The sequence below is a fragment of the Belnapia arida genome (genome assembly GCF_016773205.1).
In the GTDB taxonomy this organism is placed as follows: Bacteria; Pseudomonadota; Alphaproteobacteria; order Acetobacterales; family Acetobacteraceae; genus Belnapia; species Belnapia arida.
In genome coordinates this window covers 1-13,296 of the sequence record NZ_JAETWB010000067.1, presented here as the reverse complement: position 1 = coordinate 13,296, position 13,296 = coordinate 1, and the positions used below count along the sequence as shown (strand labels likewise).

Annotated in this window: 13 protein-coding genes; 1 reads left to right on the top strand and 12 read right to left on the bottom strand. The window is 65.1% G+C overall.

What is annotated here, in order from left to right; genetic code table 11:
- Window positions 1-124: 124 nt before the first annotated feature.
- The 6 genes from JMJ56_RS31130 to JMJ56_RS31105 all read right to left on the bottom strand — a co-directional run bounded on the left by JMJ56_RS31130 (window position 125) and on the right by JMJ56_RS31105 (window position 8,024).
- Window positions 125-1,042, bottom strand: a complete 918-nt coding sequence (locus tag JMJ56_RS31130; RefSeq protein WP_202835695.1) for a ParB/RepB/Spo0J family partition protein — start codon at window positions 1,040-1,042, stop codon at window positions 125-127.
- Between the two features lies 1 nt (window position 1,043).
- Window positions 1,044-2,069 (bottom strand): ParA family protein, encoded by a 1,026-nt coding sequence (locus tag JMJ56_RS31125; RefSeq protein ID WP_202835693.1) that lies wholly within the window; start codon window positions 2,067-2,069, stop codon window positions 1,044-1,046.
- Window positions 2,070-2,716: 647 nt separating this feature from the next.
- Window positions 2,717-3,751 (bottom strand): IS110 family RNA-guided transposase, encoded by a 1,035-nt coding sequence (locus JMJ56_RS31120; protein WP_202835692.1) that lies wholly within the window; start codon window positions 3,749-3,751, stop codon window positions 2,717-2,719.
- 271 nt (window positions 3,752-4,022) lie between these two features.
- A complete protein-coding gene (locus tag JMJ56_RS31115) occupies window positions 4,023-4,925 on the bottom strand; it encodes a replication protein RepA (protein WP_328702515.1) in 903 nt (300 codons plus the stop codon).
- Between the two features lie 790 nt (window positions 4,926-5,715).
- Window positions 5,716-6,902 (bottom strand): IS3 family transposase gene (locus JMJ56_RS31110; RefSeq protein WP_407927979.1). Its coding sequence is split into 2 segments (ribosomal slippage): window positions 5,716-6,621 and window positions 6,624-6,902, totalling 1,185 coding nucleotides; the frame shifts between segments, so codons are not numbered across the junction.
- Between the two features lie 156 nt (window positions 6,903-7,058).
- A complete protein-coding gene (locus JMJ56_RS31105; RefSeq protein ID WP_202835686.1) occupies window positions 7,059-8,024 on the bottom strand; it encodes a transposase in 966 nt (321 codons plus the stop codon).
- Between the two features lie 66 nt (window positions 8,025-8,090).
- Between JMJ56_RS31105 and JMJ56_RS31100 the strand changes: the two genes are divergently transcribed.
- Entirely contained in the window at window positions 8,091-8,384 is a 294-nt protein-coding gene (locus JMJ56_RS31100) for a hypothetical protein (RefSeq protein ID WP_202835684.1), read from the top strand.
- 44 nt (window positions 8,385-8,428) lie between these two features.
- On the opposite strand, the gene JMJ56_RS31095 is transcribed toward JMJ56_RS31100, so the two are convergent.
- From JMJ56_RS31095 to JMJ56_RS35420, 6 genes are all read right to left on the bottom strand, one after another.
- Window positions 8,429-9,394: a tyrosine-type recombinase/integrase gene (locus JMJ56_RS31095; RefSeq protein ID WP_202835682.1), complete on the bottom strand. Its 966-nt coding sequence runs from the start codon at window positions 9,392-9,394 to the stop codon at window positions 8,429-8,431.
- A complete protein-coding gene (locus JMJ56_RS31090) occupies window positions 9,384-9,632 on the bottom strand; it encodes a hypothetical protein (protein WP_202835680.1) in 249 nt (82 codons plus the stop codon). The genes JMJ56_RS31095 and JMJ56_RS31090 overlap by 11 nt, the downstream gene beginning before the upstream one ends.
- On the bottom strand, window positions 9,629-10,042 hold the full coding sequence (locus tag JMJ56_RS31085) for a putative toxin-antitoxin system toxin component, PIN family (RefSeq protein ID WP_202835678.1): 414 nt from the start codon (window positions 10,040-10,042) through the stop codon (window positions 9,629-9,631). Before JMJ56_RS31085 ends, JMJ56_RS31090 begins: the two co-directional genes overlap by 4 nt.
- A complete protein-coding gene (locus tag JMJ56_RS31080) occupies window positions 10,039-10,290 on the bottom strand; it encodes a hypothetical protein (RefSeq protein WP_202835676.1) in 252 nt (83 codons plus the stop codon). Before JMJ56_RS31080 ends, JMJ56_RS31085 begins: the two co-directional genes overlap by 4 nt.
- 215 nt (window positions 10,291-10,505) lie before the next feature.
- Entirely contained in the window at window positions 10,506-11,660 is a 1,155-nt protein-coding gene (locus JMJ56_RS31075) for a tyrosine-type recombinase/integrase (protein WP_202835674.1), read from the bottom strand.
- Window positions 11,661-11,674: 14 nt separating this feature from the next.
- Entirely contained in the window at window positions 11,675-13,126 is a 1,452-nt protein-coding gene (locus tag JMJ56_RS35420) for a site-specific integrase (protein WP_202835672.1), read from the bottom strand.
- Window positions 13,127-13,296 lie beyond the last annotated feature (170 nt).

Genomic DNA, 13,296 nt, shown 5'->3' with positions numbered 1-13,296 from the left:
CCAGAGCAGAAGGTGGCGGCGTTCCAGGCGGCTGCTTCAGCCGTGCAACACTGTCCGTAAAGGCGGGGCAAGGCCACGAAGCCCATCCAGATTTTCAGGGCTGCACTAACACCTGGGGGTGCCACTAAGGTCTTTGTCTAACTATCCCACCGAGTAGTGCATCGATCTCCCTGCGGAGTGCCTCAAGACGGGGCCGCTCATCCGGACCAATCAACCTTCCCATCTCCCTGCAGGCTTGGAGGTCAGCCACAATTCGGTCAAGGGCGGCAAGCCGGAGTGGAGTGTCTAGCCGCCTTGGTGGGTTGGCTCCAACGGGCTTGTGCTTGTTCTTATCCGGCTGAACAGGGTTCGCTTGCATCTCCTTTGCAACACGGACCGCTCGAACAGTTAGACCTCCTTGGCGTGCGAGTTCAATGAGCTGTCCGCGGAGTTCCTGGTCGTCAATCCTTGCTAATTCAACGAGGGCGTTGCGAGGCACTTGAAGTTCTGACGTCAGAACTCCGTCCAAGACCTCATCCGGTAGTGTCAGAATGCGGAGCGTCGCGCTGACCTCAGCTGTGGATTTTCCGAGAATCTCGGCTGTCCGGGTCTGAGTCAGGCCTTTCCCCTTTATCAACCGCTGAAGGCCCCTCGCCTCCTCGACTGGCGTAAGATCAACCCGTTGCAGGTTCTCAATCAGGGCAGCCACTTCATGGTCCCCTGTGTGCTCGATGGCGAGTATGGACTCCCAACCATTGCGCTTGGCTGCCCGCCAACGCCGTTCGCCGGCGACTAGGATGAAATGGCCCCGGTGCTCCGGGTCACGGCGGACGAGTACTGGCTGCAATTGGCCCTGCTCGGCCATTGTTGCCGCAAGAGCCGCAACTTCCGCTTCAGCCATGACCTTCCGAGGCTGACCTGGGTCTGGCCTCACCCTGTCTACCGGAGTTTCAAACGAGTGCCGGAACCTGCTGTCATGCGTCACCAGACCCCCGCCAGCTTCGTCAATCAGTGACATGGCGGCACCGAGGATTGGTGACGGGATCTTCTGCTTCCCTGCCATTTCAGATCTCCTGCAGAGCGGACGTGTTCACGACGGCAAGTGGCAGGGATTGTCCTGACACAAGTGCTGCGGCGAGCCGCCCATAAACGGCTGGCGCAACAGCTGTAGGTGAAGCCTCAAGTGCGATCCGGCCATTTCGCGCGGCATGGCCAAATGCCGCGCTGGCCGGGACGGGCTCAAGAATGGGAGCCCTACCGCTCATAGCTATGGCGAGTTGCTCCAGCACTTCGCGGTCAACAGCCCTCCTAGGCCCAAACTGGGTTGGAAGCACACCAACCAACCTGAGACCCGGGTTTAGACGTCTCTGCACCTTAGTGATGGTGTTGAGAATGAGGCCTACCCCCATGGTGTCGTATGGCTCCGTCCTGACGGGGATCAGAACCTCATCGGCAGCTGCTAAAGCCATCACGGTGAGGGTGCCGAGATTTGGTGGTGCGTCGAGGACTATATGGTCGTAATGGCTGCGGACGGAATCAAGCGACTCACGGAGTGCCACTTCAAAACCTGGCTCCCTCCGGCCATCGCTCTCGGCGAGATCTATATGGCTTGCCACCAAGTCGAATGGGACAGGACGACTGCCAGCCCCTTCACCAGTACGGATGATCGCTTCAGCAAGGGGTCGGTCGCGCAAAATGACATGCGCCATGGTCCGACCCTCCCGGTATTTTTCTACGCTTCCAGCAGCTAGTAACGCTACCGATGCGGTCGCTTGTGGGTCCAAGTCGATCAGCAGCACGCGGCGTCCATCACGGGACAATGCATACGCAAGGTTGAGCGCGGTAGTTGTTTTGCCGACGCCGCCCTTCTGGTTAGCCACTGCGAGTATTCGTGCGTGGCGGGACGTCTTGGAACTCAGAGCTTCCAATGTCGCGGCAACCTCGCCTGGTATCGCCTCACGTCCGTTTTCCCAGCGCGAGATCCTTGGCTTGTCATAACTACGCCCAAGCGTGCTGTTCAACGTGTCCTTGAGTTCGCCTTGGCTTAAGCGAAGCCTCAGGCGTACGAGGCGAAAGGTCTCTCCCTGCATCCTCAAACCCTCCGAGGACTAGGTTCTGACGTCAGAACCTAGTTGTAGATTGGCTAGAGCCAAACCTACCGTCAACGTCAACCTACTTGGTTGACTGTTGACGTCAGCTATTGGCACACCCCCTGCCTTCCTTCAACTGTAACAGTGCGGCGCTTGCGTTTAGGCTGGCGAGGAGGCTGAGCCCTCGGATGTTAAGGATGGGTCCGCCTTATCATTCGAGGCCGATCGCCGGCACCACATCCCACGGCAGCCACGCCCGCTCCACCCCATCAGTGCTCGGTCTCGCTGCGCTGGACCGCTCTACCCTAAGAAGTTGAGCCGGGACGCTGGAGATGCTGCGTCCGAGGGAGGACAGCAAGCTGGTACACCTGCTGGTGGACAGCACGGGGCTTCTGTAATAGGGCTTCGGAGGTCAAGTCCGTCCTTGGTGTCTCGTCACGGAGCTCTGGCTTCTGTCCGTCGTCGACCCGGGGCCGCGCACAAGATGCTGTCGGAAGGAGCGGGTGAGCCAATCTGAAGCACGTGGTTCATGCCGGTAGGCATGGCCGACGCCCGGTGCTGCGGCTTCACCCGATCCCGCGTCCCCGTGACGGGACCTCGAGGACGAACGGCGCTCCTGAGCGGCCGTGCGTCGAGCCTTTTTCCCCTCAGGCGCTTGCGGCAGCCTCGCGGCTCCAGCGGAACTCGGTCCCGTCCACCCAGAGGCGGTGGAACACGACGGCGAGCTTCCTGGCGAGTGCAACCTTCGCCCGCTTGAGACCCCGTGCCTTGGCCACCCGGAGCGCCCAGGCCCTCAGAGCGGAGAACCGCTGGACGCGGAGGAGCATGACGTGGGCCGCCTCGAACAGCGCCGTCCGGACGTCCCCGTCTCCAGACTTGCTGATGTAGCCGGAGCGGTCGACCTCGCCGGATTGGTGGCGTCTTGGCGTCAGCCCGAAGTGCGCGCCAACATCTCTGGAGTGCTTGAACCGGTTCGGGTCATCGACCGCCGCCTTGAAGGTCATGGCCACGATCGCGCCGACACCGGGGACGGTCATCATGCGCCGACAATCCGTGTCGGTCCGCACCGTCCGGAGTACCTCCCGGTGCAGGGCCGAGTACTCGGCAAGCAAAGCAGCCCGGGCGCGGAGTATGGGCCCAGCCAAGCCCTCCAACGTCCTCTGGCCGGCAACCAGCTCGCGGACCCGCGCCTCGAACCGCCCCTTGGCTACCTCGCCGAGCTTCAGGCCGAAGCCACGCAGAATGCCGCGCAGGCAGCGCTCCAGGTTGTTCAGCCAGGCCTGCAGCTGCTTGCGCGCAACCAGCAGGGCGCGGACTTCCTGAGCAGGTATCGTCTTGGCGTGGACGGGACGGAACCAGCCCATGCGGACCATCTGCGCCATGCCGCGGGCGTCGTTGCGGTCCGTCTTGACCGCCGCCGACCGGAGCACCGCCTTTACGTGGCGCGTCTCCAGGAGCACGGCCTCGAAACCCGCTCCCGTCAGCCCGGCATGGATCCACTGCGACAAGGGGCCAGCCTCCAGCCCGACCCGAGTGAAGGCCAGACCGCTCCCTCTGAGGAAGGCAACCAGTGCCTCCGGTTCGCTGGCCACCTTGGCCTCGTGCAGGATCCGTCCCGTGCCGTCCACCACGCACACGCTGCTCAGCTTGAGCGAGACATCGACCGCAGCAAAGTACTCCATGACCGACCTCCCTGGATGGCCAAGACCGCCACTCGGCCCTGCTCACTCCATCAGCTTTGGGATGGCCATCCCAACCGGAAACCTGCGGTTCCCATGGTAGCCCGGCCCCATACGGCATCTGAGGCTACGCAGTCCCGTCGGGTGGCGCTGGTAAAGGGTCGGGCGCCTTCGGCTGTTGACTGAGGATTCAGGGATATGGCCAGATCGTGTGGGGGGTTTATCGAGGCATCCCCCAAGATTTAGGTGGGGGATTTATCGAGGATTCCGAGGGTCAGCTGCCGACTTGGATGAGCCGGGGACTGACCGGAGGTCGGGACGGCGCCAAGATGACTCCCTCCTCCGCGACTTCGAGCTTTGCGTCTGGATAAACGGCAGTTGCCAGGAACAGCAGGTCGGGGAACCTAGCTTTGAAGTGATAGAGTTCCTTGTAGCTAGTCCCAAACTGGGCCTTCAGCGCTTTCCAGGTGACGGTCCTCGGACCTGTTAGGCTGTGCAGGCGGTAGGCCAACCAGATGTAGACATCAAGTGCTGCTGAGTTGTTCGCCAACGCCTTGATGGCATTCTCTTCGAGTGGAACAGGATGCCGCTTCAATTGCTCAAAGAAACCTTCCGACAGCTTGGCCGTCTCGAGGCTTAGGCGTCCTTGGGAATCATTGATGTCATCGAATACGGACTCTGCCCAGTCGGCACGGTCCACAATGTTCTGGTTCACCAGTGCGGCGCGGCCCTGCCCCTGGACGTGGAAGGTTAATCGGCAGCGCGCGATCCTGTCAGCCTGCTCTCTGACCGCCTTGCCCGAAGAGCCGCCCCACGGTACGCCGATGCGGCTCATCCAGGCACGCCAGGAACCTCCGAGCTCGACCTCGCGGCTGTTCGTCCGTAGAGCCTCAGTCTGAAGGTAAAGCATGATGAGGCGGGCATAGGAGCCGTAAGGCACTCCCACTGCCTCTATAGGACCGTCCCCTTTGCGACCGGCGGCCTTGTGGCCAGGTTCAACAACAAGGCGGACGCGGTCGCTCTCGACTACCCAGAGGGCTTCGTTTGGTGTTTTGCGGTGGGGAAGAGCGCATTGGGCCCAGCCGGAGTAGGCGACCGCGAGCGGGCTGTCTTCTGCTGCCATATACGCGGCAGCCGCTTCCACAATGTCGCGGGGCAGGGCGCTCTCCTTGAGCACCGCTTGCTTTCCTCGTGTCGTTAGAAGCTGGTGCACCTCACCCATAGCGACCGTTCACCGCATCACCATCCACTGTCAGCAATCTGGATGAGATTTCCCCAGTTGTCCCTGGGGGATTTATCGAGGGAGCTACTAGGAAGGCTATTAGTGATTCTACTATTAGTTTGCTCGAAAGACCCCCCGGGATAACTGTGCTAACGCCTTGAATTGCCGTCTGGGCTGCTCGATAGATCCCCCACTTTCCTCGATAGATCCCCCACCCCCGTGTGGACAACAGGTGGACGCGCTCGATAGATCCCCCACCCCGAGAGATGCGACTCGGAGGTGCTCCAGTAAATCTTCGCGTCAGCACCACACAGCTTCAAACTGGCGATATCTATCATTAGTAGATAAATACTTCATTTGGTCCTAATCTTGGCTTTGCACGTGCCGTGACACGTGCGGATCATCATGTGTGTCATGGCGGCCGGCAAGCGACGAGTAGAAGGCGGCCAATGAGATCGGCCGGGGTATTCTCTGTTGTCCCGGTTGGCGGCGATGTAGCGAAAAGCTGCGCGGTCCAGAGGCGATGCCGAACCAGGGCGAGAGCGTCGCTGAAAGTGGGCAGCGGTTTGCGGTACCAGCGCGCGCATTCGATCATCGGCCCACGTTCGGCACCCAGTTCACTGGCCCACAGTGTCACGAGGGAGAACAAGGCGAGCAGCGCGGGCGTGGTGCGTAGGATGGCCAGGTCGGACCACTGCCGCTGGGTGGACTTCCCCCCGCGGAGTGGAGGGGTGAGATCAGAGCGTCATGCGGCTGAGCGCATGGTGATCCCTTCCATGCTGGCCCGCGCTTCGGCCGGGGTGCGGTAGCCGACGCCCGAATGCAAACGCTGCCGATTGTGGAAGACTTCGATGTACTCGAACACGGCCGTCCTCGCTTCCTCGCGGGTGCGGTAGCTGACCTGGTGGACGTGCTCGGTCTTGAGCGAGGCAAAGAAGCTCTCCATCGGCGCGTTATCGAGGCAGTTGCCGCGGCGGCTCATGGACTGCGTGATGCAGTGCCGCTCCAGCACCGCGCGATACGGCTCGGAGGCGTATTGCACGCCGCGGTCGCCGTGGTGGACCAGCCCAGGTGGCGGGCGATGCCGCTGGATGGCCATGACCAGAGCGCCGATGCACAGCTCGGATTTGAGATGGTCGGCCATAGACCAGCCGACGATCTCGCGCGTAGCCATGTCCTTGATCGCAGCGAGATACAGAAAGCCCTCGCCGGTCGGAATGTACGAGATGTCGGCCAGCCAGACCTGGTCCGGCCTCTCTGCGGTAAAGGTCCGCGCCAGCAGGTTGGAGGCGATCGGCAGCTCGTGGCGGCTGTCCGTGGTGCGGGGTGTGCGGCGACGGCCCCGGAGGGCCGAGAGCCCCATCTCGCGCATTAGCCGCTCGACGCGTCGGCGCGAATGCCGCAGCCCTCCCCGGCACAGCTCGGCGTGGACGCGTGGCGAACCGTAGACCCGCCGCCGGGCGGTGAAGATGCGACCGATCTGCCCACGGAGTTCAACTTCTGCCTCGGCCCTAGTTTGAACGGCGGGGATCGCGCGCAGCCAGGCGTAGAAGCCGCTCACGCTCGCGCCGGCCACCCGGCACAACGTGGCCACGGCGTGGTTCGCCCGCTCGGCCGATACGAAGGCAAACTTCGTCACGCGACCCCCTTGGCGAAAAAAGCCGCCGCCTTGCGGAGGATTTCCACCTCCTCTTCGAGCCGCTTCACCTCGCGCTTCAGTCGCTGCGTTTCCGCCTGGTCCGCCTTGCGGGCGGCCAGTGCCTCAGCCGAGCCGGCCGCCAGGTGCTCGGTGCGCCACTGGCTGAGCTGCCCGGTGCCGATACCGAGCTCCGTCGCCACTTCCGACAGCCCCTTGCCGCCATCCAGCAGCCGCTTCACCGCCTGCGCCTTGAACTCCCTCGTGAAGCTCCGTCGGGTTCGCCTCTCTGCCATCCTTCCCTCCTGGGGTGCCTGAGTTCGTTAGCAAACCCTCCAGCCCCAGGGGGAAGTCCAGGGTCTCCATGCCGAGGTGCCGCCGAGCTTCTTCGGAGGTCGTCTCGGTCCGCCAGCGGCGGACGAACCAGCGCAGGATGTCGGCCGGCTCGGCGTTCAGATCGGTGCAGAGAAAGGTCTGTGGCTCCTTCTCGCCACTCGGGTCGCGCACCAGCACCCAGCGGATTGCCACCCGCATGCCGGGATGGTGCCAGAGTGCGGTGCCGGTGGCGATGTCGAGCCGGCGGGTGCGGTAGCCATACCAGCCATCGATGTGGACCCGACGCCAGGGTGTGCGCCGGCTGCGCAGGCGCTCGACCAGACTGGGCAGCCGCACCCCTGTGACCGGCGGCCGCCCTCGCCGCCGCGGCTGGCGCACCGGGGGTGGCTGGCACAGGCAGGCATCGAGGCGCGGCGGCTGACCACGGTCAGATGCGACGCGAGATCGCGCAGCAGGGCGATGGCCGAAAAGCTGCTGTCGGCCACGGCCACGACGCGCCGCCCTGGCAGCCAGCGCGCGACCTGCAGCAGCGCCTGCCGGGCCCAGTCCGTGAGTTTCTTGTGCCGCTTGCCCTGCTCGGCGGCATACCGCTCGGAGGGCGCCAGCACGGTCAGGAAGGGCAGGCCCCAGATGCAGCCAGCCCAGGGGACAGGGGCCAGCAGCATGACCGAGAGCCAGCGCAGGCCACTGGCCTTGACGAAGTGGCCATGGCTGGAGCGAACCGGATCCCGGTAGATCCCCCGTGCCGCGATCCGTGCCCCCCAGCGCCGTTCGATGGTGTCGTCGAGACCAACTACCACCGGACCGTCCGGCACGAAGGCCACGACCAGCAGCAGCAGGAGCCGATGTGCCAAGGCCCGCGAGCACCAATGCCCATGGCTCAGCACCCGATGGTAGACGGCAAAGCCGGCCGCCTCGCCGAGACCCATGACGCGCAGGGCAGCGGCAACGGTCCGCCGCCCCGGCGCCAGTAGGGCGCCGCCGACCAGCACGACCACGTGACGCCAGACCGCGGCGGTGAAGTGGCATCGGAAGGGCCGCATCCAGCCGTCCAGCACCGCGGGACCCACGCACGGCGTCATGGCACACCGCCTCCGCCCGAAACCCCCGAGGCGCCAAACGCGGCCGGAGGCGGGAGAGAGCCGTCCATGGCCAGCAGCCCCGATGACATGCGCGCCCGCATCGCAGCCTACCCCTGGCCGCCGCAGCGCGGCGGCGTCGAGGTGGTGCGCGCCAACAAGGGCTACACCCTCTACAGCCTGCGCACCGGTGGACCGGTTGCCCGGCTCCGCCTAACCATTCAGCCCGATCAGGTTCAGGTGCTGTGGTGGCGACGCGAGGCCTGGGGCAATCCAGGACCCTTCGGTCGCCAGGTCATGCCGCTCGACGAAGCCCTCGAGTTCATCGCTACCGAGGGCTTCTTCTGGATCCATGCTTCATGACGAGCGCGTCACGGCACGTGCAAAGCCAAGCTAATAAGGCAGGATCAAAATTTGATCCGCTCGACCTCCTCGAGGCTGATGTCGTCGCGCCTACGGTCGTAGAGCTGGGTGGTGCGGGTGCTGGCGTGGTTGGCCATGGCGGCGGCGTTCTCGAGCGTGCCGCCGTTCTTCAGGTAGGCGGTGATGCCTGTCGCCCGAAAGGTGTGGTTGCCGATCCGGGTGCCGATGCCGGCCGCCGCAGCGCGACGCTGGACCATGGCGTAGACGTTGGACTGCGGCAGCGCCGTGCGCGTCAGCCGCCCCGTGCCGCGGCCAATCGTGCGGAACAGTGGCCCCTTCGGGTCGGTGACGATGCCGGTGCCGTCGAGATAGGCGTGCAGGTACTCCTCGAGCGTGTGGTGGCAGGGCATCTCGTGCCGCTTGCCACCCTTCTCGCGCAGCCGCACCCAGAGCCGGCGGTTCTGGGTGAAAACGTCCTCCACCCGCATCGCGGTCGCCGCGCCGACCAGCGCAAAGCTGTAGACCATGAGCGCGATCAGCGCCCGGTCGCGCAGGCCAGCGGGCGTGGCGACGTCGATGCTGTCGAGCAGCTGGCGGGCCTCGGCCGCGTCGAGCACCGGCGTCTTGCCTTTGAGGGCGCTGTGCCGCGGCCCGCGCACCACAGCCGCTGGGTTCGCCGGCAGCACCTGGCCGGTCACCAGCCAGTCGAACAGGTGGCGCAGCGCCGCCAGGCGCTGCTTCGCGGTCGGGGCGGAATGCTCGCGGGTCTGCAGCTCGATCCAGGCGGCGACGTGCATCGGCTGCACCGCGGCGAGTGACGGCAGGCCGGCGGCCGCACACCAGTCGAGGAAGGCGCCCGCCGCCTGGCCGTAGGCACGCCGGGTATGTGGGTTGCGGATGGCGGCGGCAAAGAACTCCAGGAAGCACAGGCCCGCGCGCTCGCCGCTGGCGGCGACGAGAGCGGGCAGGGTCGAGGATCCCGCATGCAGGGGGATCAGGTCATGCGCCATCGTCGCCCCCCGTGCCGCCAACGGTGATGCCGTGCGCCTGGAGGAAGGCGTCCATCGCGCCGGGTGTGTCATCGAGGCCGAGCCAGCGTCGGGCCTCGTCCACCTCGGCGCGGCCAGTGCGCAGGAGACCCGCCACCAGCGCCTCCACCACCAGGCGCTGGAGCGTGGCCTCGTCCGGGTTGCCGAGCCGCTCGAAAGACCAATCGGGCAGTTCCAGCGTGACGGCGACGGAGCTCATGAACGGCGACCCTCCGCCTCGGCCAGATAGTCCGCCGGCCGCAGGATCCGCACGCCCCGCCACGGGTGCAGCACGAGCAGGTCGTCGTCGCCGCTGACGATCACCTCGGCGCCGGCGGCGAGGGCCAGCTCCAGGTACTTGTCGTCCTTCGCGTCGCGGCAGTCCGTCACGCGCTCGGTCGGCACGAAGAAGGTGCCGAGGGTATCGAGGAGCGCGAACACCTCGTCGCGCAGCTCGGGGTCGATGAACCGCGCGAGACGCGGCCGCGCGAGCACATCGAGCAGCTCGGCCATCGTTGCCTCCGACACGGCGACGCGGTCCACCGCAAAGGCATGGCGCACCGCGCGGTCGGGCACGCTGCCGCGGCCGATGCTCGCGCTGACGAGCGTCGAGGCATCGAGGACGATCACGCGGCGGGCGGCCGGTCCCGGCGCTCGACGTTGTGGGCGGCGAGCTCCTCCTGGAGGATCTCGTCGGTCAGGCCGCGGCGGCGCGCTTCGGCCGAGAGCGCATCCATCGCCGCGAACAGGCGTTCGGCGCTCGCCGGGCGCACGGCGCGGCTGACCAGGCGCGCGACCCGCTCGCGGGTGGCGGGGTCTGCGAGCGCGGCCGCCACGTCGGGTTCGACCTCAAGGGTTACGGGGACGGTATCGGGCATGGGGATGGCTCCTGGCCGAAGCCTAGCCGGGCGGGGGGCGCCGGGTCCAGCGCCTACGTATGATAAAGGACATTATCATATGTAATGCTGAATGTTTGTCGTGGGCACTGGAGGCGCAGAGTTCTGTTCCTGCGAATGCGACGGCAGCTCTTCCTTTCATGCTGCAACATGAAATGCCGCACAACCCGATATAGATTGTGCGGCATCCACTGCCTTCATTGTTCTGCTTCAGGCTTACGCTTCACACCGTGGCCATCCTTGGGGGCATCTTCTGGCGTGGGGTGCTCATCCGCCAAGCGCCGCAGGTAAGCCCGGGCTTCCGCGCGATCCTCATCGAGGCCGACGAGATAGGTTTCGCCAGCCGCGGCGCGCTTTCCACGGTCGTAGTGCTTCTCGTGCACCCGGCCGCTGATGCCGAGCAGTGCGGCACCGATGCCGGGCGCATTCGGTGCCATGAGCGGCGCCGTAGTGCCGATGCAGTGCCGAAAGCGATGCACCCCAAAAGCATTCTCCGCGCCAAAACGCTTGGTCGACCACCAGCGGATGCGCTTCTCGATCCCAGCTTCGCCAAGCGTCTCACCGCCCCAGTTGATCCACACCGCGTCGCTGACCTGACCGTCCAGCAGCTCTCGTCGCTCCACTTCGAGGTAGCGTTGAAACCAGGGTGTCAGGCTGGTGGGTAGGGGGACGCGATGGGGCTTGTCGGTCTTGATGTCGGGGACGTCGAGCGTCATCCACCACTCCACGCCATCGAAGCGGATCTGTTGACCAAGCCGCATCACTTGCACCGAGCTCAGGCGTGGTCCGGCCGCGGCCAGCAGGGCGATCATCAGGCCGTCCCGCAGCATGACCTGCCGCCGGCGTGGCCCCGGCAAGGTGACGGCCCTCTCCAGCAGATCAAAGCCCCAGGCGTAGAAGGTGGCGCTGTGATGGACCCCGAAACTGCGCTTCTCCATCGCCAGCCGTTGCCGCAGCGGGACGCCACCTGGCCGGCTCAGCCAGGCGACCTGGGCTTTTGGTTCCATGATGCGGAGCGCCATCTGCAGCTCCTGGAACCGGCCAACGATGGTGTAGTCACCGTTGCCAAGAGCGACCAGCTCGTCGAAGTAGGCTGCCGCCCGATCCTCATTCAGACGCTCCAAGGGCCCGACCTCGCGGTCGAGCCAGCCAAGGTAGTCAAGGAACCCAAGCCAGCGGCCATAGCCCTCCAGCGCCTTCTCGAGACTTGCAGGCGCCAGACGTGCGGCAAGGCCGCGGGCAGAGAACCGCCCCCGGCGCGAGCCCATCGCTGCCTGCCAGAGCCGCCGGTCAGGCTCGGGCCAGTCAATCAGATCGAGGCACCGGCGGCGCGGGTCGATGATGCGTGCCATGACGTGAGCTTCCCTCAGTGCTGGTTCTTGGGGGTCTTGCCAACTGCCCTGGCTCTGACCAGCAGCCGCGCGTCGGTCTTGTCCAACTCCAAGCCACCGTTGAAATGCCGCGCGGCCGCCTCGGCCTCCAGGCCGCAGTAGGTGCCGATGGTGGTCTCGATCGAGTTGTGACCCAGGGCGCGCCGGACGATCTCGTACTCGCCAGGGTGGCGGTTCAGATGCCGCCACGCGGCGAAGTGCCGCATTAGATGCGGATGCACCGCAAGATCCAGCTCACGGCGGATGAGGTTCTTGATGCCATCCGCGAGGGCGTTTTGGCTCTTGGGGCCCTGCCGGTCGAGCGCGGGAAACAGATAAGAATTGGCCATGCCATCGCCTCCCATCACAGGACGCCAGGTGCGGCACCAAGTCTCCAGAAGCTTCGCGGTGGCTGGTGGCACCGGCCATTCCAGCACGTCATGATTCTTGGTCTCGGTCCCCTCGATGACGATATGGGTGATCTGGCGGCCCCCCGGACCGAGCCGCTTCAGGTGGCGGTCCAGCCGCAATTCGGTCAGGTTCTTCATGCGCAGCGGGCACACCAGCAGCACCTCGATGGCGACCGCGATCATGAACCGATGCGCCATCTTCGCGTCGGCCTGATCGGCAGAGCGCGTTTCCTGCTCAATGTCCTCTGGTAGCAGCAATAAGCGACTGCGATTGTAGGGTTGGATCAGCCGCATCAGGCGTTCCCGCACCTTGCCGGTCAAACCGACCTTGCGACGCGGCTGCGCCAGCTTGCGCATACTGCGAAGCTCCTCGGCCTGCTCGCCAGTCACCCCTAGGAAGTGCACCCCGATGATGAACAGGGTGTGGGCGATCACCGCCAGCTGGCCGCCGACGATCTCGGGGTCTTTGTCGTTGGGATTTTGTTTCGGCGGGAGCCGGGCAATGGCCCGTGCCTCGAAGAAGTCGAGAATGTCGCTAGCATGCGCCACGATATAGCTGAAGCTGGTGATGGCGGCCGGGTCGTGCCCCATCTCTAAAAGGGCACCCAGCATTTGCAGCACAGAGAATTTGCGTATCTTGAGGGTGGCCAGGCTGGCCCGGCGCTTGCCGCGACGGTCCTTGAAGTGGCTCTTGCCCTGGCTTGGGCACATCCGCTCCTCGAACGCCGCATACTCCGCCTGCAGGCTTTCCGGGAAGTGCGTGATAGGTAAAGTGTAGGGCTCGCGCTGCCGCGGCGCCTGCAAGCGCTGGCAGCCCTGTAGGTCAGGGGTGCTGGCGATGATCCGGTTCCAGGCGCGAGCGGTGGCTGCGCCACGCCGCGTTGCCTTGGCGTCCAGGCGCGTTATCGCCTCCTCCTCCAGAAAAGCTACGAAGACCGGGTTGGTGAGTTGATCGGGCTCGATAAGCCTAGTGGCGCAGAACCGGGCCATCCGCCGCAGGCCGGGACGCTGTGGCACAACGAGGGCGGCATCAAGCACCTTGATCCAGGCCGGAGACAGACCGGCTTCGCCGCAGATCCGCGGCTGCTGCAGCCCGACCAGTGCGAGGGCCTTGCGCAGCGACAGCTTGATGTTGGGCCTGTCCCGATTTCACGGACACCTTTGATAGGCTGAGGAGCCTGGGAGGTGTCGATGACGGAGAGCAACAG